The sequence below is a fragment of the Bacillus sp. FSL R5-0434 genome (assembly GCF_038004745.1).
In the GTDB taxonomy this organism is placed as follows: domain Bacteria; phylum Bacillota; class Bacilli; order Bacillales; family Bacillaceae; genus Bacillus; species Bacillus halotolerans.
Genome location: NZ_JBBORV010000001.1, coordinates 2,523,326 through 2,546,013, shown reverse-complemented (window position 1 = coordinate 2,546,013; position 22,688 = coordinate 2,523,326). Strand labels below are relative to the sequence as shown.

Annotated in this window: 24 protein-coding genes and 11 pseudogenes; 24 read left to right on the top strand and 11 right to left on the bottom strand. The window is 35.7% G+C overall.

Features of this window, described 5'->3' with window-relative positions; all coding sequences use genetic code 11:
• The first annotated feature begins 181 nt into the window (after positions 1 to 181).
• The 7 genes and pseudogenes from NYE43_RS13125 (at position 182) to NYE43_RS13095 (ending at position 4,134) form a co-directional block, all read left to right on the top strand.
• Positions 182 to 637 (top strand): annotated as a pseudogene (locus tag NYE43_RS13125) (sigma-70 family RNA polymerase sigma factor).
• 134 nt (positions 638 to 771) lie between these two features.
• Positions 772 to 1,164, top strand: a complete 393-nt coding sequence (locus tag NYE43_RS13120; RefSeq protein WP_103672590.1) for a hypothetical protein — start codon at positions 772 to 774, stop codon at positions 1,162 to 1,164.
• 113 nt (positions 1,165 to 1,277) lie between these two features.
• Complete coding sequence (locus tag NYE43_RS13115) at positions 1,278 to 1,511, top strand: hypothetical protein (RefSeq protein ID WP_341062111.1); 234 nt, start codon at positions 1,278 to 1,280, stop codon at positions 1,509 to 1,511.
• A gap of 93 nt (positions 1,512 to 1,604) precedes the next feature.
• On the top strand, positions 1,605 to 1,775 hold the full coding sequence (locus NYE43_RS13110; RefSeq protein WP_181000342.1) for a hypothetical protein: 171 nt from the start codon (positions 1,605 to 1,607) through the stop codon (positions 1,773 to 1,775).
• Positions 1,776 to 2,113: 338 nt separating this feature from the next.
• Entirely contained in the window at positions 2,114 to 2,491 is a 378-nt protein-coding gene (locus tag NYE43_RS13105) for a YrdB family protein (protein WP_038954242.1), read from the top strand.
• Positions 2,492 to 2,664: 173 nt separating this feature from the next.
• Positions 2,665 to 3,234, top strand: coding sequence for a cysteine hydrolase family protein (locus tag NYE43_RS13100; RefSeq protein WP_326365761.1), 570 nt, complete (start codon positions 2,665 to 2,667; stop codon positions 3,232 to 3,234).
• A gap of 258 nt (positions 3,235 to 3,492) precedes the next feature.
• Positions 3,493 to 4,134 (top strand): hypothetical protein, encoded by a 642-nt coding sequence (locus tag NYE43_RS13095; protein ID WP_024122220.1) that lies wholly within the window; start codon positions 3,493 to 3,495, stop codon positions 4,132 to 4,134.
• Between the two features lie 238 nt (positions 4,135 to 4,372).
• Here NYE43_RS13095 and NYE43_RS13090 read toward each other — a convergent pair whose 3' ends face one another.
• Complete coding sequence (locus NYE43_RS13090; protein ID WP_024122219.1) at positions 4,373 to 4,498, bottom strand: YjcZ family sporulation protein; 126 nt, start codon at positions 4,496 to 4,498, stop codon at positions 4,373 to 4,375.
• 181 nt (positions 4,499 to 4,679) lie between these two features.
• Between NYE43_RS13090 and terS the strand changes: the two are divergent.
• Positions 4,680 to 5,475 (top strand): annotated as a pseudogene (gene terS / locus NYE43_RS13085) (phage terminase small subunit).
• A pseudogene (locus NYE43_RS13080) lies at positions 5,468 to 5,608 on the top strand (phage terminase large subunit); the annotation flags it as partial. The pseudogenes terS and NYE43_RS13080, both read left to right, overlap by 8 nt.
• A gap of 72 nt (positions 5,609 to 5,680) precedes the next feature.
• Here the strand turns inward: NYE43_RS13080 and NYE43_RS13075 are convergent.
• Positions 5,681 to 6,142: an SMI1/KNR4 family protein gene (locus NYE43_RS13075; RefSeq protein ID WP_024122217.1), complete on the bottom strand. Its 462-nt coding sequence runs from the start codon at positions 6,140 to 6,142 to the stop codon at positions 5,681 to 5,683.
• 12 nt (positions 6,143 to 6,154) lie between these two features.
• Positions 6,155 to 6,601: pseudogene (locus NYE43_RS13070) on the bottom strand (HNH/ENDO VII family nuclease); the annotation flags it as partial.
• Positions 6,602 to 6,900: 299 nt separating this feature from the next.
• Here NYE43_RS13070 and NYE43_RS13065 point away from each other — a divergent pair.
• The 11 genes and pseudogenes from NYE43_RS13065 to NYE43_RS13015 all read left to right on the top strand — a co-directional run.
• Positions 6,901 to 7,394: pseudogene (locus NYE43_RS13065) on the top strand (cupin domain-containing protein).
• Positions 7,395 to 7,797: 403 nt separating this feature from the next.
• On the top strand, positions 7,798 to 8,163 hold the full coding sequence (locus tag NYE43_RS13060) for a sulfurtransferase (protein ID WP_326374633.1): 366 nt from the start codon (positions 7,798 to 7,800) through the stop codon (positions 8,161 to 8,163).
• A gap of 15 nt (positions 8,164 to 8,178) precedes the next feature.
• On the top strand, positions 8,179 to 8,439 hold the full coding sequence (locus NYE43_RS13055) for a metal-sensitive transcriptional regulator (RefSeq protein WP_024122213.1): 261 nt from the start codon (positions 8,179 to 8,181) through the stop codon (positions 8,437 to 8,439).
• Positions 8,440 to 8,605: 166 nt separating this feature from the next.
• Positions 8,606 to 9,088 (top strand): DsrE/DsrF/DrsH-like family protein, encoded by a 483-nt coding sequence (locus NYE43_RS13050; RefSeq protein ID WP_185848796.1) that lies wholly within the window; start codon positions 8,606 to 8,608, stop codon positions 9,086 to 9,088.
• 39 nt (positions 9,089 to 9,127) lie between these two features.
• Complete coding sequence (locus NYE43_RS13045) at positions 9,128 to 9,496, top strand: rhodanese-like domain-containing protein (protein WP_185848797.1); 369 nt, start codon at positions 9,128 to 9,130, stop codon at positions 9,494 to 9,496.
• A gap of 64 nt (positions 9,497 to 9,560) precedes the next feature.
• Positions 9,561 to 10,118: a sulfurtransferase TusA family protein gene (locus NYE43_RS13040; protein WP_185848798.1), complete on the top strand. Its 558-nt coding sequence runs from the start codon at positions 9,561 to 9,563 to the stop codon at positions 10,116 to 10,118.
• A 20-nt stretch (positions 10,119 to 10,138) separates the two neighbouring features.
• On the top strand, positions 10,139 to 10,534 hold the full coding sequence (locus tag NYE43_RS13035; protein ID WP_216394288.1) for a DsrE/DsrF/DrsH-like family protein: 396 nt from the start codon (positions 10,139 to 10,141) through the stop codon (positions 10,532 to 10,534).
• Positions 10,535 to 10,567: 33 nt separating this feature from the next.
• Positions 10,568 to 11,702, top strand: a pseudogene (locus tag NYE43_RS13030) (MBL fold metallo-hydrolase).
• Between the two features lie 37 nt (positions 11,703 to 11,739).
• Positions 11,740 to 11,967 carry a sulfurtransferase TusA family protein gene (locus NYE43_RS13025; protein ID WP_151175164.1) on the top strand — a complete coding sequence of 76 codons (228 nt, stop codon included), beginning with the start codon at positions 11,740 to 11,742 and terminating at the stop codon, positions 11,965 to 11,967.
• 61 nt (positions 11,968 to 12,028) lie between these two features.
• Positions 12,029 to 12,805, top strand: coding sequence for a sulfite exporter TauE/SafE family protein (locus NYE43_RS13020; RefSeq protein ID WP_151175163.1), 777 nt, complete (start codon positions 12,029 to 12,031; stop codon positions 12,803 to 12,805).
• Between the two features lie 80 nt (positions 12,806 to 12,885).
• Positions 12,886 to 13,440: pseudogene (locus NYE43_RS13015) on the top strand (MFS transporter); the annotation flags it as partial.
• Between the two features lie 71 nt (positions 13,441 to 13,511).
• On the opposite strand, the pseudogene NYE43_RS13010 reads toward NYE43_RS13015, so the two are convergent.
• Positions 13,512 to 13,688 (bottom strand): annotated as a pseudogene (locus NYE43_RS13010) (IS3 family transposase); the annotation flags it as partial.
• A pseudogene (locus tag NYE43_RS13005) lies at positions 13,686 to 13,896 on the bottom strand (hypothetical protein); the annotation flags it as partial. The pseudogenes NYE43_RS13005 and NYE43_RS13010, both read right to left, overlap by 3 nt.
• 162 nt (positions 13,897 to 14,058) lie before the next feature.
• Here NYE43_RS13005 and NYE43_RS21740 point away from each other — a divergent pair.
• Positions 14,059 to 14,315, top strand: a pseudogene (locus tag NYE43_RS21740) (peptidoglycan-binding domain-containing protein); the annotation flags it as partial.
• Positions 14,316 to 14,355: 40 nt separating this feature from the next.
• Here NYE43_RS21740 and NYE43_RS12995 read toward each other — a convergent pair.
• The 6 genes and pseudogenes from NYE43_RS12995 to rapE all read right to left on the bottom strand — a co-directional run bounded on the left by NYE43_RS12995 (position 14,356) and on the right by rapE (position 18,746).
• The gene (locus NYE43_RS12995) at positions 14,356 to 14,655 is read right to left on the bottom strand and encodes a contact-dependent growth inhibition system immunity protein (RefSeq protein WP_103672601.1); all 300 of its coding nucleotides are present in this window, start codon (positions 14,653 to 14,655) and stop codon (positions 14,356 to 14,358) included.
• Positions 14,656 to 14,665: 10 nt separating this feature from the next.
• Positions 14,666 to 14,956: a contact-dependent growth inhibition system immunity protein gene (locus tag NYE43_RS12990; protein ID WP_024122203.1), complete on the bottom strand. Its 291-nt coding sequence runs from the start codon at positions 14,954 to 14,956 to the stop codon at positions 14,666 to 14,668.
• Positions 14,957 to 14,974: 18 nt separating this feature from the next.
• Complete coding sequence (locus NYE43_RS12985; RefSeq protein WP_341062110.1) at positions 14,975 to 16,855, bottom strand: ribonuclease YeeF family protein; 1,881 nt, start codon at positions 16,853 to 16,855, stop codon at positions 14,975 to 14,977.
• A 114-nt stretch (positions 16,856 to 16,969) separates the two neighbouring features.
• Complete coding sequence (locus NYE43_RS21735) at positions 16,970 to 17,383, bottom strand: CDI toxin immunity protein (protein ID WP_024122201.1); 414 nt, start codon at positions 17,381 to 17,383, stop codon at positions 16,970 to 16,972.
• A 111-nt stretch (positions 17,384 to 17,494) separates the two neighbouring features.
• Positions 17,495 to 17,629 carry a phosphatase RapE inhibitor PhrE gene (gene phrE, locus NYE43_RS12975; RefSeq protein ID WP_341062109.1) on the bottom strand — a complete coding sequence of 45 codons (135 nt, stop codon included), beginning with the start codon at positions 17,627 to 17,629 and terminating at the stop codon, positions 17,495 to 17,497.
• Positions 17,619 to 18,746, bottom strand: a pseudogene (gene rapE / locus NYE43_RS12970) (response regulator aspartate phosphatase RapE). The gene phrE and the pseudogene rapE overlap by 11 nt, the downstream one beginning before the upstream one ends.
• Positions 18,747 to 19,224: 478 nt before the next feature.
• Here rapE and czcD point away from each other — a divergent pair.
• The 3 genes from czcD to NYE43_RS12955 all read left to right on the top strand — a co-directional run bounded on the left by czcD (position 19,225) and on the right by NYE43_RS12955 (position 22,687).
• Positions 19,225 to 20,160, top strand: coding sequence for a CDF family zinc transporter CzcD (czcD, locus tag NYE43_RS12965; RefSeq protein WP_101861076.1), 936 nt, complete (start codon positions 19,225 to 19,227; stop codon positions 20,158 to 20,160).
• Positions 20,161 to 20,228: 68 nt separating this feature from the next.
• Positions 20,229 to 21,266 carry a flavin-containing monooxygenase gene (locus NYE43_RS12960; protein WP_185848803.1) on the top strand — a complete coding sequence of 346 codons (1,038 nt, stop codon included), beginning with the start codon at positions 20,229 to 20,231 and terminating at the stop codon, positions 21,264 to 21,266.
• Positions 21,267 to 21,559: 293 nt separating this feature from the next.
• Positions 21,560 to 22,687, top strand: a complete 1,128-nt coding sequence (locus tag NYE43_RS12955; protein WP_185848804.1) for a Rap family tetratricopeptide repeat protein — start codon at positions 21,560 to 21,562, stop codon at positions 22,685 to 22,687.
• Position 22,688 lies beyond the last annotated feature (1 nt).

Sequence of the window (22,688 nt, the reverse complement as noted above, 5' to 3'; positions counted from 1 at the left end):
TTGTGAACTTAGATTAAAATATAGAATCCTCCCGAATGCCTGCACCCCGAAATGAGGGCACAGCATGAGCGTTGAGAGGTAATATTGTCCAAGAAGGAAAGCCTGCGGACACTGAACTTACAGTATTATTTACGCTGTTGGTTTGGTGTCCGTTTTATTTGTTTAAAAAGGAGGACGTTTCATGAATCGAAAAGAAATTGAAAATCTAATCAATAGCTATCACTGGATGGTGAAAGAGGTTCATCGTTTGCAGAAGGTACTCTATGGTTCGGTAATTCCAATGAAAAATTGGGGTGTTGCTCAATATGGATTAGAAGCTGCTATGCCAAAAGGGAGTCCTGGGAAGAGTCAGGCTGAATTGAGGCAAATGGATATGCGAGAGGAACGTCTTTTCAAACGTCTTAAGTACTATGAGAAACGAGTATATGCAGTTGAGTTGGGGGCAGAAAAGATCAAATGAGAGCAACATAAAGTCATTTATGATTGCATGATGGAGGGTATGAGCAACCGCGCAATAGGTCTTCACCTTGGCATTTCAAGGGAAACTGTACGCAAAATGAAAGACGAATTGATCAGCCAATTATGCCAAGATTGCCACTTTGAGCGTTTGTTGAATCTGAAAAAATCTGTGGTTTAAAATGGGAGGCAGGTCGGCGCAGCAGAATTATTATTGTGCCACCTAAACCATATAGTAAAAGGATAATAAATCATTCGACAAATTCTGCAAAGCGTCCCTTTGTTCACCGATAATAAAGGTGGGGGAGGAGACAAATGAAAAAGATTTGTTTGTTATTTATATTAGTTGGCATTGTGGCGGTAATTGGTGCATGTTCTTCAGAAGATTCGACTGACGATACATCGGTAAACTCTGTCGATTCATCAACAGATGATTTAACGGACGATACATCTGATGAATTAGATACAGATAGTGGTGAATCTGATAGCTCAATTTATACTGAAGAAGAATTAGAGAGTGATCCAAAAACACCTTCTTCAAATCCAAATGATTACAATGATGATGCAGAGTATGTACCAGAGAATGGGGTTTCTGATAACCCAGCTGATTATAATGCCAACGGAGAATATAAACCAGTTGAAGACATGACTCAAGAAGAGATTGAAAAAGAATTGGAAAGTATGATTGGAGATAGTATAAATCAATAATTTTTTCATGGGGCACCTTATTAGGTGTCTTTTTTATGTTCAATCGTTCGACAAATTTTGTAAAATGTTCTTTGTCATAATCTATGGCCGATATTAAGGTAGGAGGTGAAAACATGACTAGAATAATTAATGTTAATCAGCAACATTTGTTAGAACAATTGGCAGGTAGATCGGTAAACCGTCAATGCACAATAGAAGCTCTAATTGATATTCTCATCGATAAAAAGGTATTTACTGAAGAAGAATTCGTTAAATACCAAATGCATCATTTAGAACAATCTGCAGATGAGCATTCTGCGGAGCTTTTAGGTGTCAGTAAAGAAGATTACATAAAGAGCAGAAAATAATAAAGCATCCTGTAGGGTGTTTTTTTGTCGACAAATTTTGCAAATAGTTCCTTAGTTACTTGCTTTAACCGATAATTAAAAAGAGGTGATTAAATGGGAAATGAAAATGGATGGAGCAAAAACTTGGTAGGAGACTTAAAGATACCTAAGATCAATTTAGAATTACCTAAATTGAATTATCCTCCAACTGACTTGAGTCATATTAAGAAAATTAATGAGCAGATAGCTTCAGAGCGGCAACAAAAAGAGCAAGCCATTAAATAAAGAGAGAAAGATGAGAAAGAGTACCGTGAACAAACTCTTCAACTACTATCTGGTATCGAAAGGAATACAGCTATACTGCATGAAATATCGTTGCTTATGAGAACTAGCAATGAGAAACAAGATGAAATTTTCACTCTAATTGTAGAAATGTTAGAGGTATTGAAAAGTGCCAATCAGGAAGAAGCTGTAAGCAAATATAGAAAGATCATGGATAAGATAAGTAAATTCAAAGGAGATACCGATACTATTAAATCACTTTATAGTGTTGGTTCTGCTATTTTGACTATGATTAATACTCTTAATTCTTGAGCCGGTTTAGCGTTGTAAAGGAATAGGAGCTGTATAATTTGAATCAAACTAACTTACTTTTAAGATTCGCTCTTGAAATCGTTGCACTAATCTCCATAGGTGTGTTTGCATGGACCCATTTTAACTTTAATGGTTATCTTAAGTATGTTGTAACTTTGGTTTTACCGATTGTAGTTATGATTATCTGGTCAGTGTTTGCAGTGTCTAATGATCCTAGTCGAAATGGACAAACTGTAATAGCTGTAAACGGGGTAACAAGATTAGTTATTGAATTTATGATCTTTATAATGGCTGTTGCAGCGCTTTATTTTAGTAATTTAAAAACTGTTAGTATCATCTTTTTATGTCTTATAATACTCCACTATATATTTTCAGTTGAGCGTATCAAATGGCTTCTAAATCAATAGTCTTTAATTTCAGCACTCCTTATTAGAGTGCTTTTATTATTCGCTGTAGAAAATATATTCAAATGTTTTAGGGGGGCGCTTATTTGGAATTCATCGTTAAGCCATTGTACAAAAGTAAAATTTGTATTTAAAATGTAGTAATAAAAATAAGTGATTCTTTAGGAGGTTAACTTATGGAAGAAAAGAAAAAAGCTTTAATAATTGTGGATGTACAAAAAGCCTTCGATGATAAAAAATGGGGTGAACGAAATAACTTAAAGGCGGAAGAAAACATTAGTGAAATACTAAAATTGTGGAGAGAAAAAGGATGGACAGTAATATACATACAACACACTTCTGATAAACCTCATTCTTTATTTCATCCAAAGAATGAAGGGTTTGCTATAAAGGAAATAGTTAAACCTATGGATGAAGAAGTAATAATAACCAAGAAAGTAAATAGTATCTTTATTGGTACTAATTTAGAAGAGTTCTTAAAATTAAATGAAATAACAACTGTAGTAATAACTGGTTTAACTACGCCTCATTGTGTATCAACAACCACAAGGATGAGTGGTAATTTAGGATTTGATACATACCTAATTTCAGATGCAACAGCAGCCTTCGGTATTAAAGACCAAAATGGTACATATTATGATGCGAATACTATTCATAATGTATCTATAGCTACATTGCACGATGAGTTTGCCACAATATTAACAACTGATCAATTAATAAACGATTTTATAAAACTCTCTAATTAAAATAATTATGCGCAATTATGGCATGATAATGGCACGCCATTTTGTATTCCGTATGTCGGTAATAGGTAATAAAACGAGAAGAGCGACCCAAATGTAGGGGTCGCTTTTTATCACTAATAAAACTATGAACAAAATGTTCAAAAGAGAAAGCAGTTCTGTGATCAAGGAAATTAAGATTCGTAGCAAAAATTTCGACAAATTCTGCAAATTATTCCTTTGTCCTTTTCTTTCACCGATAATAAGGTGGGAGGAGATTATATGAGTTTTGAAACAAAGTATTTAATAAGGTGGGGCATACCAGGATGGATGTTAATTTTCTGGATAGGAGCCTATTTTGCACTTACTGAAGCTGACTATATATCAGCTCATTTAAAGTTTTCTGAGCTTGGAAAATTAATAGGGGTTTTCATTTCTCTGAGTATATTTGGCGTGGTAGTGGGTTATATAATTCATCATTTATACTTTGTAGCGAATTGGATATTTAATAAAAATCGGATTTTTGATAATGCAATTAAGCAGGTTGAGAATTTTCCCAAACCTGACAATTGGAAAGATAACAATAAGAACGATTATTTTTATTTTGAGGTTTTATGGCATGAAAATTTATTAAAGATTAAAGAAGATAAAAGAAACTATATCGTTGAAAGGTATAGGTACCTGCTATCAACAATTCATGCCTTGGGTACTGTATTCGTAAGTCATTTTTTAGCCGTTTTGTTTACAGTGATAGCAACACTGTATAAGTATGGCTGTTTTTCTTACCCGCCGATGGTAATTGCTATGTTAATTATACAACTTGTAATATTGTTTATTGCGGTATCAAGTTTCAGATACTACTCTGCAAACTTAAATTATTTTCAAGGAAGTTTTTTAGACAAAATGTTAAAAAATAAGATTTAGCATCCTACGGGGTGCTTTTTATATTCTCTGTAAACTGCTTCCGGTAAATCTCAGGATAGACAATTGGCGGTTAACGGCTTGAGTGCGGTGGCGGTTTAGAGAGAATATTCACCATATAGAAACCTTGTCAGCATGATTCGGCAATCAAATGGCAAAACGCCATAAAAACTTCTTATGGCGTTTTGCCGTACAGGGAGGTGAATTCAAAAAGGCCGCTTTGGATTGAAGTGCCTCAAGACTAATAAAGGAATGCAGCACCAACAATGATTAACAAAATGAATAGCACCACGATCAAAGCGAAGGAGTTACCATATCCATTTGAATAACCAGTATTTCCGTTAGAGTATCCACCGAAGAATCCCATATTTCCACCTCCTTTAGGGGAGATAGTATAAGGTATGATAAACAATAACTTTCGACATAGATTTAAGTCTAAAAAAGAAGAAATGAATATTTTGTCTAAAGGTGCAATAGCGGACACATCAGCAAAAGCTATTAAAACAAACACAAACTCAAACATGAGATCCGGAGGTGGGTGAGATGTAATGCCAAGACCACGTGATCCACGCAGAGATGAAGCTTTTCGTTTGTGGGAAGAGAGCGGCGGGAGCAAGAAGTTAAAAGACATTGCTGAGGAATTAGGCATTACAAGCAGCACTATTCGCAAATGGAAAGCAAACGATAAATGGGAAGAAAAAATAAAAGGGAGCGCTCCTAAACCGAAAGGGAGCGCTCTTTTGCGTCGAGGCGCACCTAAAGGGAACAAAAATGCAAAAGGAAACAAGGGAGGAAGAGCACCGTTTGGTAATAAAAATGCGTTAGGAAATAAAGGTGGTGCCGCTCCACTGAGAAATCAAACAAAATGCTGTGACTCATGGATTCTTCTCAAAGTTCTTGCCAGAAGAAACGCTATCCATCATGGATGAGATTCAGGAGCGCTCACCTGTCGATATGATATGGGATCAGATACAGATCCAATATGCTCAATATTAAGGGCGCAAAAAATCATGTTGTTTCTGATAAGGAAGAAATGATTAAGGAACTGAAAAAGAAAAAGTCTGTCATATCTGAGACAAACGAAGTCGAAGAGGAAGAATACGAATTCCAATTTTCTTGGGATCGTCATGCTACGTTCTTGAATGCTCAATCTAGGGCAATGGCAGAGCTCAGGAACCTAATAAAACAGTTTGATGAGTTAGCTCATTCGAAGACGAACGACGCCTTAAATTGGAGCATATGCGTTTAAATATCAATAAGAAAAAATTAGAGATTGAAGAACTTACAGAAGAAGATAATCCTTTTGAGATCACCATTGTGAACAAAGGTGATAACAGTGATTAAACAAGTAAATCCCCATTTTAAAGAATTTCTCTTTGACTGGAATCAAAAATTTCAATTCTTAGTAGGTGGTTATGGATCATCCAGAAGCTATCATGTGGCACTCAAGATTGTTCTGAAATTGATACGAAAGCGAAACTAGAAGCATTTATTGAAGTGCAAAAGAGCCTCTCATATAATGAGGGTTCTATATTGCAATCCTTCTGACTTAATCGTCCCAGTCTTCATCTTCTTCCCAGTTTTCTTTAGATTCCTCAAGATCCTCCATTAAAAACTCTAAAAAGTTACGGGCCACAGTTCGACCGTAACCCTCTTGATTGTCCCAAAGGATAACCGGACATTCTCCATCATCATCCATTCTGTTTGTATCAAGACAATAAGAAAATTCATCTATATATTCGATAACCACAATTCCATCAATTAAATCATAGTATTTCTTGTATTCTTCAGTCACTGTAACCACTCTCGCCGTAGCTTTACCATGACCTAGTATATTCACTCCATAAACTCCACCAGAACCATATTTCTTAAGAAACCATTTATAACTGTTGGGTAATTTAACGTTTAGTTTTTCCTCTATAGCATTAATTTTATCAATGCTAATTCCACCCGTAAAATCGTCATCTTCTGCATTCTCTCTAATAAATTGCTCAACTTGTGAATAGTTCATTAAAGTCACCTCTTACTCTTGATTCTCGAATTGTTTAGCTCTCCATTTCCAATATCTCTTTCTAAAATTATTGTACTGTTTTTCAAGTATTGGATCATTTCTAAAGCTCTGTCCACTTCCCTTCAAGCCATGCAGCACTTTACTATATTTGTTGTGCCAGCTTTCGGGTATTTCAAGCATTGTACCACCCTCTTCTTGGATAAGGTGATGCAAATTAACTTTGGTTCCATCATTAGCGTAAGGAGCATCTCCTTTTTTCATTATCTGAAGATTCGTTTTCCCTGTATCTGGGTCTACTCTGTTAATATCAATGTCTTTCATTGTGTATACTCTACGGCTTACATCTCTAGGTTGTCTTTTAACTTTTACTTTGCCGTCTATTTCAACAGCACTATACTTTTCTTTATTTAACCAAGGAAGATTTATTTCCTTACCTGTAAACGGTTTTCTGCTATCATCTAGTTTTACAATTATAGAGTCGGTGATAAATTATTCATCCGTGTAAACGGTGATCGAACAAAACGTTACTTAGAAGTAGATATTATAGAAGCATCTAGTGCAAATAAATCAGGGTTTATGAATATGGTTTTATGAGAATTGTAAAGGGACATACAAAGCAGGTCTTTTTAAATAATATATTTTACATTAATTAAGAACGTCCATTTTGTGTTAAATATGAATTTTCTTGATTTAGTAACACTCCCTTAATAAATGCATAGGAAACTATCACAAAAATTTATAATTGTGGGGATCAAAAAATGTACTATATACCTTTTTCGCCTCAATGTTATTATTATGTCACTGTACCGATGTATAACGATGGAAGATCTGTTTATTGGACTATTCCAAATGAAATGATGGACCAAAACCATTTGTTGTAAATATCAATAGAGCCACAAAACAAAACAATACGTTCCGTACTGCCTTATGGACAGGAAAACATTTTCAAGTAACTTTGATGAGTATCGGTATTGGAGAAGATATTGGTTTGGAAATGCATTCAAACGTCGATCAGTTCTTACGGATTGAGCAGGGGCGAGGGATCGTTAAAATGGGAAAGAGCAAAGATAATTTAAATTTCCAAAGAAATGTCTATGATGATTCTGCCATTGTTATACCTGCTGGCAGTTGGCACAATGTGATTAATACAGGTAATACGCCGTTAAAACTATACTCAATTTATGCTCCTCCAAACCATCCATTTGGTACAGTTCATGCAACCAAAGCAGATGCAGCCGCTGCGGAAGATTAGCATAGATATTTTGCAGAATTCTGAGTAATTCGAGTCACATCCGGCATGAAACATAGGGAACCAGTACCTACAAATTGTTCTTATGCAAATGAAACTCAATTTAATATCCAAGCAGCGGAGGATTGCATGCTGTGTAGCGTATTAGAAATAGTTGCTGAGCAGATGAACTGTCTTGTGCTAATTTTAAAAGTAATTGATTAAACAAGTCGATTTAAATGAAAATCGGATTGTTTCTTTATTCGAGTTACTTTTAGTCGAATTGGCATTAGCGAAATGTGAGTGTTTTTCAGTCGTTAGAGGTTAAAATTAATTAATAGCTCAAAGAAATTAGCTTTCACACTTGACTATATACCTATAGGGGTATATTATTGCGTTCTGAATAAGAAGGGGTTAATAAGGTGGTGTGGTTAGTATCAATTATTTAGTTGTTGCATTTCTGCTTATTTTTGTTATTATCCATGCAACGTATAGACGTTATTATCCTATAACCGGAATTTTTTGTATTCATAAGGATAAATTAGAGACCATGGACATAACAATATTAGATATTCGCCATTATAACGATGTACCCAATTTTTCAGATGGTATTGTTTTAAACATCCCATATGCGTATCTAAAACGTTTTTATTTAGAGATTCCACGTGATAAAATACACATAATAGCTTATGATAGGGTGGAATTAAATTTAGGAGTGCGTTTTCTGAAGAGCAAAGGTATCCATGTAAATAGTTATGAATTGGCAACATGTAAATGTAAAAATAAATTATAGAAAGGATTTCAGCGAATGGAGTATGATCAAAAGATTAAAAACCGCTTACGTCGGATAGAAGGACAAATTAAAGGTGTATTGACTATGATGGAGCAAGGAAAAGACTGTAGAGAAGTTGTGACTCAATTGGCAGCATCACGCAATGCTATCGACCGAGCATTAGGTGTTATAGTTAGTACAAATCTTGAACATTGTGTTCGCGAAAGCATAGAACAGGGAGAAGACACAGCAAACTTAGTAAAAGAGGCAGTAGACTTATTAGTAAAGAGTCGATAAAAAATTCATCAACCTATAATCTTTAAGGTTGACGAATTTTTATTTGTGTAATAATATACCCCTACGGGTATATAGTTTTAACGGATTGCGTAATTGTATATCTTTCATTCAAAAATTTTTAGAATTCGAAATACCCATGGGGGTAATTTAGTTTAGGAGGAGAAACATGACAGAACAAACAAAACGCACAACAATTGTTTTATTTAGTGGAGATTATGATAAAGCAATGGCAGCTTATATTATTGCAAATGGTGCTGCTGCCTACGATCACGAAGTGACGATCTTCCATACTTTTTGGGGTTTAAACGCTTTACGTAAAGAAGAACTGATTCCAGTAAAAAAAGGGTTTCTTGAAAAAATGTTTGGAAAGATGATGCCTCGTGGTGCTGATAAGATGGGTTTATCTAGAATGAACTTTGCAGGTATGGGCCCTAAAATGATTAAAAATGTGATGAAAAAGCATAATGCACTTACGTTGCCTCAGTTGATTGAGATGGCTCAAGAACAGGGTGTAAAGCTTGTAGCTTGTACGATGACAATGGATCTTCTTGGTTTACAGGAAAAAGAACTATTAGATGAAATCGACTATGCTGGTGTAGCCGCTTATTTAGCAGATGCTGAAGAAGGCAGTGTCAACTTATTTATTTAATGTTACCAATTGCAAATTAAATAAAGGAGGTGAAACACAATGGATAGTGGGATAATCATCAATACCTTACTAATTTTATTTTTACTTTGGATTGTATTTCGACGATTTTTACCAGTGGAAGGTGTTAAACAGATAACAACTACTGATTTAAAGTCAGAGCTGAAAAATAAAGGAAAACAGTTTATCGATGTACGAACACCTCATGAATTTCGTACAAGGCATATTAAAGAGTTCAAAAATATTCCCTTGTCAAAATTGGCTCATCAAACAAGTCAACTTTCGAAAGACCAAGAAGTTTTTGTTATTTGTCAAAGTGGAATGAGAAGTCTAAAGGCGAGCAAGGTATTGAAAAAACAAGGATTTAAAAATATCACAAATATTAAAGGTGGTATGAACACATGGCCATAAAACCTTAGATATTATTTTTTTGTATGTTTATATACCCCCACCCGTATTTGAAAAGGAGGAAAAAATGGTGAAGGCAAATATTGTGTTAGACGCTAAAGGTTTGACGTGTCCAATGCCCATTGTAAAAACGAAGAAGAAAATGAAGGATTTAAATGCTGGTGAGATACTAGAAATTGAAGCAACAGATAAAGGCTCTACGGCAGATTTGCAAGCATGGGCAAATAGCACAGGTCACGAATATCTAGGTACTGAAACAGAGGGAGAAATACTTCATCATTTTCTTCGTAAAGGAGGAGTGCATTCATCAGAAAGCGCACCTTCTATTCCTGAGGTTCCACTAGAAGCTTTCAAACAGAAAGTGGAAAGTGAGGAGTCTCTTAACATTTTAGATGTCCGGGAGCTAGATGAGTATGAAGAAGCTCATATCCCGGGAGTTATGCATATCCCTCTTGGGGAAGTGGAAAAGCGCTCTAACGAGTTAAACAAAGATGATGAAATTTATATCATTTGCCATTCTGGAAGAAGAAGTGAAATGGCAGCCCAAACGATGAAAAAACAAGGTTTTAAAAAGGTAATTAATGTTGTCCCTGGTATGCGTGATTGGACAGGTAAAACAGAATAAATAAAAAGGATGATGAACCAATGAGTACAAGAGTAGCGATTATTGCGGCAAATGGTGGTCTATTTGATGCTTATAAGGTATTTAATATTGCGACTGCGGCAGCAGCAAGTGATCAAGAAGTATCTATCTTCTTTACATTCGAGGGATTAAATCTGATCCATAAGCAAGCCCATCAACATTTAGAAATGCCGAAAGGAAAAGAACACTTCACGGAAGGATTTAAGAAAGCAAATGTGCCTTCTATTCCTGAACTGATTGAAATGGCACAAGAAATGGGAGTTACATTTATTGGTTGTCAAATGACGATGGACGTTATGGGTTTAACAAAAGAGGACTTTGTAGAAGGAATTGAAGTAGGCGGAGCTGTTACCTTTTTAGATTTTGCAAAAGATGCGGATGTATCTTTAACATTTTAGTCCTGCTTTAAAAAGATTTTGATATAGGAGGAAATTAAACATGACCGTGCAAGCACTTACCGCAAAAGAAGTCACACAAAAAATCTTTAACAAAGAACCTTTATTTATTCTAGATGTACGTAATGAAAATGATTTTAGCAATTGGAAGATTGAAGGGCATGACTTTGACCATTTGAATGTTCCTTATTTCGATCTTTTAGATGGAGTAGAAGATATATTGGAGAAAATTCCTTCTGATAAAGAAGTACTAGTCGTTTGCGCAAAAGAAGGTTCATCCGCAATGGTATCCGAGATGCTTTCAGAAGCAGGTCTTTCTGTATCCTATCTTAAAGGCGGAATGAAAGCATGGAGTGAACATTTAGAGCCAGTAAAAGTCGGGGATTTAAAAGATGGTGGGGAAATTTATCAGTTTGTTCGAATTGGGAAAGGCTGCCTATCATACATGATATTATCCAATGGAGAAGCAGCCATAGTAGATGCTACACGTATGGCGGATGTCTTTTTAGATTTTGCTAAAGAGAAGGGTGCAACAATTACTCACGTATTTGATACCCATCTCCATGCAGACCATATTTCAGGGGGGAGAGTGATTGCTGAAAAAACAAGAGCAACCTACTGGTTACCGCCTAAAGATGCTGAAGAAGTGTTATTCGATTATCAGCCGTTGGAAGAAGGAAATGACATTATCATTGGAAAAACGACGATTAAAATTCAACCAATTTATTCACCTGGACATACCATTGGCTCCACTTCTTTCATTGTCGATGATCAGTATCTCCTTTCAGGTGATATCTTGTTTATCGATTCAATCGGCAGACCTGATTTAGCCGGTATGGCAGAAGATTGGGTAGGAGATTTAAGAGAAACCCTTTATAAACGTTACAAAGCGTTATCAAAGAATTTAATTGTATTACCGGCACACTTCATGATTATTGATGAGTTAAATGAAGACGGAAGTGTTGGTAAAAAACTAAGTACATTATTTATTAAGAATCATGGTTTGAACATTGAGGATGAAACAGAATTTAGACACCTAGTGACAGACAGTCTGCCTCCACAACCCAATGCATATCAAGAGATTCGAGAAACAAATATGGGAAAAATCAACCCAGATGAACAAAAACAGCGTGAAATGGAGATTGGGCCAAATCGTTGTGCAATTCGATAACACAAGATGATATTACTAAAACAGAGGAGAGACGAACATGAAGTCAGATAAAGTATTAGATGCAACAGGACTAGCATGCCCAATGCCAATTGTGAGAACAAAGAAAGCTATGAATGAGTTAGAATTGGGCCAAATTTTAGAAGTACATGCAACAGATAAAGGATTCAAAAGTGACCTAGCGGCTTGGTCTAAGTCAGGTGGTCATGAACTTCTAGAACATGTTGAAGAAGGCGATGTACTGAAATTCTGGATTAAAAAAGGCTAATCACTGTGAAAGGGTATCGAATAAAAAGATACCCTTTTCCTTTGAAAAGGAGGAATTCCGAATGGATATTGCCTTTATTATAACTCTTTTCATCATAGGGTTTATTGGTTCCTTTATTTCTGGAATGATTGGTATTGGAGGATCTGTTATTAATTACCCACTGTTATTATACGTTCCTTCTTTAGTGGGAGTGATGTCATTAACAGCCCATGAAGTTTCAGGGATAGGAGCTATTCAAGTTTTCTTTGCAACACTTGGCGGTGTTTGGGCTTATCGTAAGAGTGGGTTTTTAAATAAAAAATTAATCATTTACATGGGAAGCAATATTCTTATAGGGAGTGTATTGGGGAGTTACTTTTCTAAACTCATATCTGAAAAAGGAATTAACTTTATATACGGAATTATGGCCATTATAGCTGTTATTTTAATGTTTATACCTAAAAGAAGACAAGAACATAGAGAAAGAAAAGAAGTGATATTTAATAAATGGTTGGCGTCGTCCCTAGCGTTTATCATTGGTGGCGTATCAGGTATTTTAGGAGCTGGTGGCGCCTTTATCCTAGTCCCCATTATGTTATCGATTTTAAATATTCCTGTAAGAATCACCGTCGCTTCATCTCTTGCGATTACATTTCTTTCATCTATTGGAGCAACAGTTGGAAAGGTGATCACAGGTCAGGTACTTTTTTTACCTTCTTTGATTCTTATTATCTCAAGTTTAATCGCTTCGCCTCTAGGAGCAAAACTGGGACAAAAAGTAAATGAAAAAATCCTGCGGTGGATCTTAGCTTTACTGATTTTGGTGACGACCGTTAAAATTTGGTTGGATATTCTGTAACAGATCACTTTCTTACGTATGATTAAAAGAAAGACCAACAGAGTGTTTCAAATGTTGGCCTTTCTTTTTTATGTAAGACATTTATCATTATATTTGTACTTGCTTTCGGATTATCAGCATATGAAACAGTTTTCAGCCTATTTTCTGATCATAAATTTGGCTTCACGCCGAAGGAGATTGCAACTATTATTACAATCAGCTCAATCTTCGGAGTTGTTATTCAATTATTTATGTTTGGAAAAATGGTAGATAAACTTGGTGAAAAGAAACTAATTCAATTATTGTTAATTATAGGTGCAATATTGGCGGTGGCATCTACTGTAATCTCTAGCTTTTTAGCAGTACTGGCAGTAACTTGCTTCATCTTCCTCGCATTTGACTTGCTTCGCCCGGCGTTAACGACTTTTTTATCAAAAGCTGCCGGGAAAGAGCAAGGATTTGCTGCTGGAATGAACTCAACCTATACGAGCTTAGGTAATATCGGTGGGCCAGCCATGGGTGGAATATTATTTGACGTAAACATCCACTATCCTTATCTTTTCGCTGCTGTCATTATGGTCATTGGCTTCGGTATTACAATTATGTGGAAAGAAAACCGGTTGGGAGAAAGCTTAGCGAAAAACTTGAGGTCCTAGTGGGGATAGTAAAAAAAACCGATGATTTAAGGGACTGACCCCTGTTTTTGAGACAGGGATCAAAACACCTTTTATACAGCTAATTGCCGATAGCTTATTGGTGATTGGCTGTTTCGTTTCGTTTGAATACGAATGTTGTTATAATAATAAATGTATTCTTTGACAGTGCGTTCTACGATGGTGGTCGTGGTTCGATCAATGCTGTAAAGATAGAACGTTTCAGACTTTAGTGAGGAATGAAACGATCGTTCGTCTAAAATGTCAATGTATTGCTTCACTTTTTCAAGCTCCATCTTGAGCTGGATTGTATCAATTACGTCTTTATTTTCTGATTACAGGACATCGATCAGGCTTATTTCATTCCCTTCCTTATCCTGTCCATCGGATCATGAAGGGACACGTCTTTTTTTGTTTTTTTTTCAATGCGCGTAAATGCATGAGGATTTCGTTATTAATTAAAGCGATTCTCTTTCTGCAATTGCAAAAGAGAATGGTGTTAGTGTGGCAAATCTTCAGAGCTGGAATAACATTAAAGATCCGAATAAAATTACAGTTGGCCAAAATTTAAAGATTGAAGGCCCAAGCACTTCCAGCACTAAATCAAGCAACAAAAAAACGTCATGTGCGCTGCCATCTGGCATCTATAAAGTGACAAGCCCTATGCGAAAAGGTGATGACGTAAAGCAGATTCAAAAAGCGCTGGCGGCGCTTTATTTCTACCCGGATATAAAGGGGCAAAGAATAACGGCATTGACGGAGTGTATGGTCCGAAAACAGCAGATGCAGTTAGACGATTCCAGTTAATGCATGGCCTTTCTGCTGATGGTATTTATGGACCTAATACTAAAGCAAAACTTAAAGAGTTCTTGAAATAATAAAAGAAGCCCTTCTTAAAAAGAGGGGCTCCTTTTCTAACTATATTGTTTTAAGGTGTTCTTTAATTTGTTCAATGACCTGCTTAAGCCATTCTAATGGAGTTATATCATCTTCAGGAAAGTATATACCATCAGCTGCTTCTTCTATAAATTCAATCTTGTCTTCTTCTGAATAATCACTATTTACAAACTCAGTTAGTGCTATTAAATCTCTTTCTTTTAGTTTTTGTGATGCTTCATTTAAATATTCATCAAGGGCCTTTTTCGGAGACTCTATATCTTGGTGGAAATGTCCACCGAGAAATCTAAATACAGGATCAGAAACTTTAATTTCAATCATTGCTTATATACTAAATAGCCTCTTTTATTTCTGTAATTACTTTTTTCAACCATTGTAAAGGGGTTAAATCGATTGCCGGAAAATAAATCTCCGTATTTGATTTTATAAAACTTTCTTTCTCTTGATCAGATATGTTTTCATTTAAAAACTCTTCACAAAATTTTATTGTGAAAACTAAGCATTCTTTACTTGATTCAGCTATAAATTCTTTCAGAGCTTGTTCTGGTGAACCCATGTCCTGATGAAATGTTCCTTCTAAAAAATCACTTAATTCTTCCAGAGTATCATAATTCTCGTACATTGTTATTCAGAACTCCTTTTATTTTGTAGGATAGCCAGTTAAAATAAACTCCCCATTTTTACTCTTTTTCAATACTATTGTGGCGTTGGTAGCATCCTTAGCAACATTTGAACCTTTTTGTACCCTTCTGCCGAGAACTTCTCCATCACCTTTGTATCTTAAAGGAAGAGTAGGTCTACTGTTAGGATTAGAGAGCCATTTTTTTATTTTACTAATGTTTTTTGGATCACTTAGAACTGAACTGGCGACTTTTTCTGCAGTAGCTCTATCTTTAAATGAAGAAGACCCAGAGATTTTTGTATCTTTTATTAAACGTTGAAATAATTCGCCATCAGTCTTCCCAACATGTCTTTCTATAAGATGCCCGCCTTTTGCTTCATGAGCAGCTAATCCTCCGCCAGGTGCGAGAGGGGTACTATCACCTTGTTTGACATTACCTATAGCCATGTTGTTAGACGTCTCAGATTTTCTAAGTACACTCTCTTTTTGATCTTCAACAATCCTTTTTAATAGAGGAGTATTTTTTGCGTTATACGTATTATCGATGTCTTGAGCAATCCCGACAAGTGCAAGATCATTCTTATTTCTAACAATAGAATGAATATAGGCTGTTCCCTTTTTAATCCCATTATTCACATGAGCAGCGGCTGTTCCACCTTCAGCCACTTTACCTACTTTAGAAAGCTTGGTAGTGGTTTGCACTGCGGCACCCGCACCTTTTGGTCCAACAATATTGCCGATGGCATAACTGATATAATGTGCTCTTGTGTATGCATCACCATTTATCATTTTATCATTCCATGAATCGGAGATGTATGTCCAGATTATTTTTGGATAAGAGGGAACGCTTAAGACTGTTGTAATTGTTTTTGTAAGTTTTAATTCCATAGGAAGCTGTGAATATTCCCAGGCTCCTACAACCAAGTCTTTGATGCCATATATCGTATCGTCAATCGTATCGTTAATCCCATCATTAACACCATCGATGATATCAAATGCTGTCTTACCGACATTGATGACACTTTCACCGACGGCCTCCAGCTGTTTTGCTTGTTCAAGCTGGACCACATACTGGAGCTGTTCAGGGGTGAGATTCTCATAGCCGACCTTCTTGGCAATTTCTAAGTATTCATCCGGATCCGTCACTCCGTCAGCTAGCTTCTTCTTCAGCTCTTTGATATCTCGCTTTTTAGCTTCCTCTTTCTTAATCGTCAAATAAGCATCAGTACGCTTTTCGATATCGCCTTTTTTCTTATGTATATCACTCTCACGGTACGCCTTGGAGTTGTAGTGAATGGGTGTAGCGTTTTTGCCTTTGCCCGTTGCTTCTTGGAGCTTTTGGAAGTCTGACTTGATGAATTGTTCATTAGGTTCTGACAGGGCATATTCTGTCAGTAAATCTTCGTCAAGGTCACCTAGTTTTTCAATTGTTTTTTTTCGTTTGTCATTAGCATCCGCAAGCTCATCCTTGAAGGTTTCTGTTGAAAATAGGTCGAGCGGAAGGATGTCGTCAATGTCGTTTAGGATATCTTTCATGGCTTTTTTCTGTTCAGACATGATTGATTTTGATTTTTTATGGGCGTTAGCCAGTTCATGTTCTAAAAAAGATTCTTCAATATAAGCATCAGAGAGACCTTTGTCTTCGACAGCTCCGGCAATGCTGTTAAAGAATGCGATTTTCATGTCAATGTAGTCAATCCATTGATCAGTGACACCAACATGATCGTGATAGAATGCTTTAATGTTATTAGCGCCTTTACCTGAGAATTCGCTGTCGTCCAGTTCAGCGACGCTTTGTAAAGCTTTTCTCAAGTTGACCATTTGCGTCCTTAGTTCTTTATATTCTTTGGCGCGGTCTGTAGCTTCAGACATAAGTGTTTTAGCTTCAAAGACTTTCATAATCATACCCTCTCATTTAATCATATAACAAAATATTACCATGGAAGAATGATGAAACTAACTGTTATGTGGATCAAATGGTGGAAATGAATCATTCGATCTGTGTCATTTTACCTATTTGCTAATCCTTTCAATGAAAGGGGACTTTCCAATTGTAACATCGCCATCATGAAAAAATTCGATAACGTAGCCGGATTCACTAAACATAAAAGTATCTGAACCAACGGCAGTTACATCATCAATTACGTTTAATGCATGTTCAAGACTGGTTTTTAATGCTGGTTGTTCTCCGTAACCCCAAAGAATGATAATGTTTCTATCTTTAAAATGGTGTTCAGCTAGCCACTCGTCAATCTCTTCCTCGTAATCTATAGATTGGTGACAACAAACTTCTTCCCACTTGATTCGTCCCCAAGATGTAAAGGGAAAACTGTTTGAAAGCAGTTCATAATATTTTGCCGTTAATTCTTCTGATAAGATTTCTTTGTTTTTCTCTAGAGCTTCTAAGCATTCATCAAATAAGTCCAAAATTTTCACCTCAAAAGCTTTATGTATATGATGGATTTTTTCAGTATTAGAAATAAGAAAAAGCCGTTATGAAACGGCTAAAGGGAATTAGAACTAATGTTGTTTATCGAATCAAACAAGGAATTCATGAGTAGGTGCGAGAGTTACATTCCGGGATGCTTCCTTCATTTCGCCATTAGACATAGATCCTAAAAAGGCAAGTCCAATTAAAACAGCGGATAAACTGATAAACAATTTAGATTTCATACATGCATTCCCCTTTCGATATTTGCTTTTGAGCATATACCATCTTCTTGAAACAGATGATACTATCCTCTATTTTTCCATTATAATCGAAAAGGTTTCCTCCTAATAATGCCAGCTCTTCCAGATAAGGGTATCCTTTGCCGTTCTCTAAACGAGAAAAAATGTTGAGGAGTTTAGGTGTATCGCCATTTCTTATATAAAGAACGTCTAATGCTTCAAATAAGTTCATAAAAAGTTCGTCTTTAAAATCTACAGCGCCTTCTGATTCCTTTGCGGAAGCAATCCATTGCTTGTTCTTTTTTGCCTTGTTTAAAATAAATCAACGCTAGGTCATGATAAGCTTGCGGAAGTACGTCAGAGTTTATTTTTCTGTATTGAACCAAAGCTTGTTCGATGTAACGTGCAGCCTTATTTAGGTTGTCCATTTTGTGATAGCAGTTACCGAGATTGAAAAATGCGGTGGCATAGATGTGAGTATTTTTACTTTTAAGCAGCTCAGCACCTTTTAAAGCTTCTTGAAGGTGGGGGAGAGCTTTTTCATGATTTTCAAGGTCATCGTAGTTGCCAGCAATAACAAAATGGCACTGAATAAGCCGACCAGAATAAAGTTCATGTTTTTTATAGATGTTGTATGAAAGTTCAGCGTAGTGCATTGAGATGTGAGTCATCTTCATATGATAATAGACTTCGGATAACTTAAAATAAAACTCAGCTTTTTCAATCTTGTCGGAGATCGTTGGAATTTTGCGTTCAGCTTTTTTGTAATATGTAATGGCCTTTGTGTATTCACCGTTTCTAAACTCATACATCCCGCGGAAGAAGTTATAATAATACGCTCGCATATTGTCTAGCTTCTTCTTATGCCCCTCGATTTTCTTTAAATATTCTGAAAGTTCCATTCGATTTTCATCAGATGCAGCGTGTATTCCAACATAATTTTATGGCGAAAGGCCATTAATTGATAATAAATAAGCAAATCTTGATCTTCTTCCATCACCTCTATATCACGTTCGATTTCAGCTTTTAACATTTCAGCATCAGTTACGTTGAATTTTTGAATATGCCTATGCCATTCATTAATCTTCATTCCCACTTCAGCTGATGTGATTGATATCAAGATATTCACCCTTCCCTTAACTCTACTAGTAATGTAAATATTAACAAGTTTTCCTTCGCGGAAAAAGGCAATAGGGCACCGCAATTTAAATTTTCGGTGAGACCGCAATAACTTTTTGTCTTGGTATTAAGAATCTTGATTATATGCTACGTAGAAAGTGACGGGTTGGGACTGTTAGAGGAGTAAACCTTGTGTTTGCTCCTCTTTTTTTTGCTTATCAGATAGTCGTCGTGGTGTTGTTATCAAGTTGCAATAGTATTTTTAAGAAAAGCATCAATTGATTTTATTTGAATACAAAAGAACCTGTATTGGAATTTTTATAATAAATATTTTGACATTTCAGTAAAGAGCATATATATTCTTATATGAGCATGTAATCATATATTGATATTTCTAGTGTCAGGTTAGAATGCTCAATAAAAGATAAGAAATAATAAAGCATATGAATCAAGAAACTTTCGTTAAGGAGGAGATTTTTATGGGTCACAATCATACTACGGGAGCTAATAAAAAGGTTTTATTGATCTCTTTTATCATGATTACAGGTTATATGATGATAGAAGCCATAGGTGGATTTTTAACAAATAGTCTGGCGCTTTTATCAGATGCAGGCCATATGCTGAGTGATTCAATTTCATTAATGGTTGCCTTGATTGCTTTTACATTAGCTGAAAAAAAGGCAAATCACAATAAGACATTCGGCTATAAACGATTTGAGATTCTTGCTGCTGTGATAAACGGTGTTGCATTAATTCTTATTTCTCTTTATATCATTTATGAAGCAATCGAACGTTTCTCTAACCCACCAGAAGTAGCAACAACTGGCATGCTTACGATTAGTATTATCGGGTTAGTTGTGAATATATTAGTCGCATGGATTATGATGAGTGGCGGAGATACAAAGAATAATCTGAACATAAGAGGAGCTTATTTGCATGTGATAAGCGATATGCTCGGCTCTGTAGGTGCCATTCTAGCTGCCATACTTATCATCTTCTTTGGATGGGGCTGGGCAGACCCATTGGCTAGTATGATTGTGGCTATTCTTGTTCTAAGAAGTGGTTACAATGTGACTAAAAGTTCCATTCACATATTAATGGAAGGAACTCCAGAACATATCGATGTCACTGACATCATTCGTGCAATTGAAGAGACAGAGGGAATTCAAAACATTCATGATTTACACATATGGTCTATCACAAGTGGATTAAATGCTCTTTCTTGCCACGCTGTGGTTGACGATCAGCTGACCATTTCAGAAAGTGAAAATATTTTACGCAAAATTGAACATGAGCTTGAGCATAAAGGCATTACGCATGTAACCATTCAAATGGAAACAGAAGCACATAATCATGACAATGCGATCCTTTGTCAGGCCACAATTGAGAAGCCGCATGACCACCATCATCATTAAAATTTTTATCTGATGAGGTTCAGTTTTAGTCTATCTCTCGTATGAATAAAATTAGTGGGAGGCTTAATATGTATGACACGATAGTAATTGGAGCTGGTCAAGCAGGAATCTCAATAGGATATTATCTTAAGCAGACCGACCAAAAGCTTATCATTTTGGATAAAAGTCAGGGGGTTGGGGAGAGCTGGAAAGAACGGTATGACTCATTGGTTTTATTTACTACTCGAATGTATAGCTCTTTGCCTGGGATGCATCTTGAAGGAGAAAAAAACGGATTTCCTTCAAAAGATGAAATTGTAGCTTATCTAAAGAAATATGTTGAAAGATTTGATATTCCAATCCAATTACAGACAGATGTAATAAGTGTTCTAAAATCAAAGAATTATTTCTTAATAAAAACAAATCAGGGAGAATATCAATCAAAGAATCTTGTCATTGCTACAGGTCCTTTTCATACCCCTAATATTCCATCAATATCAAAAGGTTTAGCTGATAATATTAATCAACTACACTCGTCACAATATAAGAATTCAAAACAATTGGTACATGGAAATGTACTAGTAGTTGGTGGGGGGAATAGTGGTGCGCAGATAGCTGTTGAATTATCCAAAGAAAGAGTTACATATTTAGCCTGTAGTAATAAACTTGTTTATTTGCCTTTAATGATCGGAAAAAGAAGCATCTTTTGGTGGTTTGATAAATTAGGAGTTTTACATGCAAGTCATACATCGATATTAGGCAAATTCATTCAAAAGAAAGATGATCCAATATTTAGGTATGAACTAAAACACGCAATAAAACAGAGGGAGATTATGTTAAAAACAAGAGTCGTAGCTGGAAAGCAAAATGAAATCATTTTTAAAGATTCATCTTCGTTAGAAGTAAACAATATTATTTGGGCTACAGGTTTTAGGAATCCTCTTAAATGGATAAATATAAAAGGTGTTTTGAATAAAGAAGGCCGAATCATACATCATAGAGGTGTTTCACCTGTAGAGGGATTGTACTTTATAGGTTTGCCTTGGCAGCATAGGCGAGGTTCAGCATTGCTTCAAGGCGTAGGAAATGATGCTGAATACATTGTAAAACAAATTAACGGGGAATAAACTATGTAGAGCAGTAACTAACATGTGAACTGCTCTATTTTTTGTGGGAATAAGTTTAGGAAGCAGAGATGTCCCTTCTCTTTTATATTTAAGAAATTAGAAAGAAATCTCTTCAAGACATACTCATATTTTTATGTTCAATAATGTAAGAGGGGAGAAACGAGCCTAAAATTATCTTGGTTAATCATATCAAAGATACGATACCGAATAAAAAAATTGCGGTTTTTTTGCGGTCCAAACACTTTTTGGAAATGTTAGAATATTACATAAAAAGACATAAAAGGAGGGGTCCTGTGAATCCGGTTTTATCATCGTCAGAAGTTGGCGTAAAGATCAATGAATGGTATAAAATGATACGTCAATTTAGTGTCCCGGATGCAGAGATTTTAAAGGCAGAGGTGGAGCAAGAAATCCAACGGATGGAGGAAGATGAGTATTTACTCATTTACTTCTCCCTAATGAAATTCCGTCATCAACTCATGTTAGATTATTTGGAACCCGTAACAACACGTATAAGACCAACTATTGACGAACTTCTTGAAAAAATTGAGACTTCAAATAAAGGCATATCTGGTCTTTTGTCGTATTATTCTCTGTTTTTCAGAGGGATGTACGAGTTTGATAAGAAGCAATACATGAAAGCTATTTACTATTATAGAGAAGCTGAAAAGCAGCTTATACATGTCCCTGATGAGATCGAAAGGGCAGAGTTTCATTTTAAGTTAGCTGAAGCATATTATGGTATGAAGCAAAGTCATGTGTCTATGCATCACGTTAAACAAGCATTGGATATTTATAATCAATATGAACTTTATAAGGTGCGAAAAGTTCAATGTATGTTTGTTATCTCAGGGAATTATACTGATTTTAAACATTATGAAAAAAGTCAGCCGCATCTTGAAAAGGCATTAGAGTTATCTAGGGAATTGAATAACAAAAGGTTGATTAGTTCTGCACTATATAATTTAGGCACTAATTTTGCTGATAGTGGTGATTACGAGCAGGCGGAAGTATACATAAAGCAAGCAGTGGAGATTACAGAAAAAGAAAAGCTCACAAACTTGCCACATTCTTTATTTTCTTATGCAAAAATCCTTTTTAAACAAGGAAAAATGAATGAGGCTATCCAAGTAAGTAAGAAAGGTTTGTCAGCAGCTCTTTATCAAGGTGATGAGCTTTTCGCAAAATTACAGGGATATTTAAAAGCTCTTTATGTCGATGCAGTGGACCAACAAGGTGTTAATAAAACAATAGAATACTTAGAAAAAAATAAGAACTATTCATATATTGAAGACATTGCCTGTGAGACCGCAGCTGCTTACGCAAACTCAAAAGAATTTGAAACATCTTATTTATATCATCGGAAAATGCTTGAGACTCAAACACAAATTCAAAGGGGAGAATGCCTGTATGACTTTTAAA

Coding starts and splice junctions, on each gene's coding strand:
- NYE43_RS13120 (WP_103672590.1), top strand. CDS start 772: ATGAAAAAGATTTGTTTGTTATTTATATTAGTTGGCATTGTGGCGGTA.
- NYE43_RS13115 (WP_341062111.1), top strand. CDS start 1,278: ATGACTAGAATAATTAATGTTAATCAGCAACATTTGTTAGAACAATTG.
- NYE43_RS13110 (WP_181000342.1), top strand. CDS start 1,605: ATGGGAAATGAAAATGGATGGAGCAAAAACTTGGTAGGAGACTTAAAG.
- NYE43_RS13100 (WP_326365761.1), top strand. CDS start 2,665: ATGGAAGAAAAGAAAAAAGCTTTAATAATTGTGGATGTACAAAAAGCC.
- NYE43_RS13095 (WP_024122220.1), top strand. CDS start 3,493: ATGAGTTTTGAAACAAAGTATTTAATAAGGTGGGGCATACCAGGATGG.
- NYE43_RS13090 (WP_024122219.1), bottom strand. CDS start 4,498: ATGGGATTCTTCGGTGGATACTCTAACGGAAATACTGGTTATTCAAAT.
- NYE43_RS13075 (WP_024122217.1), bottom strand. CDS start 6,142: ATGAACTATTCACAAGTTGAGCAATTTATTAGAGAGAATGCAGAAGAT.
- NYE43_RS13055 (WP_024122213.1), top strand. CDS start 8,179: ATGGAGTATGATCAAAAGATTAAAAACCGCTTACGTCGGATAGAAGGA.
- NYE43_RS13050 (WP_185848796.1), top strand. CDS start 8,606: ATGACAGAACAAACAAAACGCACAACAATTGTTTTATTTAGTGGAGAT.
- NYE43_RS13045 (WP_185848797.1), top strand. CDS start 9,128: ATGGATAGTGGGATAATCATCAATACCTTACTAATTTTATTTTTACTT.
- NYE43_RS13040 (WP_185848798.1), top strand. CDS start 9,561: ATGGTGAAGGCAAATATTGTGTTAGACGCTAAAGGTTTGACGTGTCCA.
- NYE43_RS13035 (WP_216394288.1), top strand. CDS start 10,139: ATGAGTACAAGAGTAGCGATTATTGCGGCAAATGGTGGTCTATTTGAT.
- NYE43_RS13025 (WP_151175164.1), top strand. CDS start 11,740: ATGAAGTCAGATAAAGTATTAGATGCAACAGGACTAGCATGCCCAATG.
- NYE43_RS13020 (WP_151175163.1), top strand. CDS start 12,029: ATGGATATTGCCTTTATTATAACTCTTTTCATCATAGGGTTTATTGGT.
- NYE43_RS12995 (WP_103672601.1), bottom strand. CDS start 14,655: ATGATTGAAATTAAAGTTTCTGATCCTGTATTTAGATTTCTCGGTGGA.
- NYE43_RS12990 (WP_024122203.1), bottom strand. CDS start 14,956: ATGTACGAGAATTATGATACTCTGGAAGAATTAAGTGATTTTTTAGAA.
- NYE43_RS12985 (WP_341062110.1), bottom strand. CDS start 16,855: ATGAAAGTCTTTGAAGCTAAAACACTTATGTCTGAAGCTACAGACCGC.
- phrE (WP_341062109.1), bottom strand. CDS start 17,629: ATGAAATCTAAATTGTTTATCAGTTTATCCGCTGTTTTAATTGGACTT.
- czcD (WP_101861076.1), top strand. CDS start 19,225: ATGGGTCACAATCATACTACGGGAGCTAATAAAAAGGTTTTATTGATC.
- NYE43_RS12960 (WP_185848803.1), top strand. CDS start 20,229: ATGTATGACACGATAGTAATTGGAGCTGGTCAAGCAGGAATCTCAATA.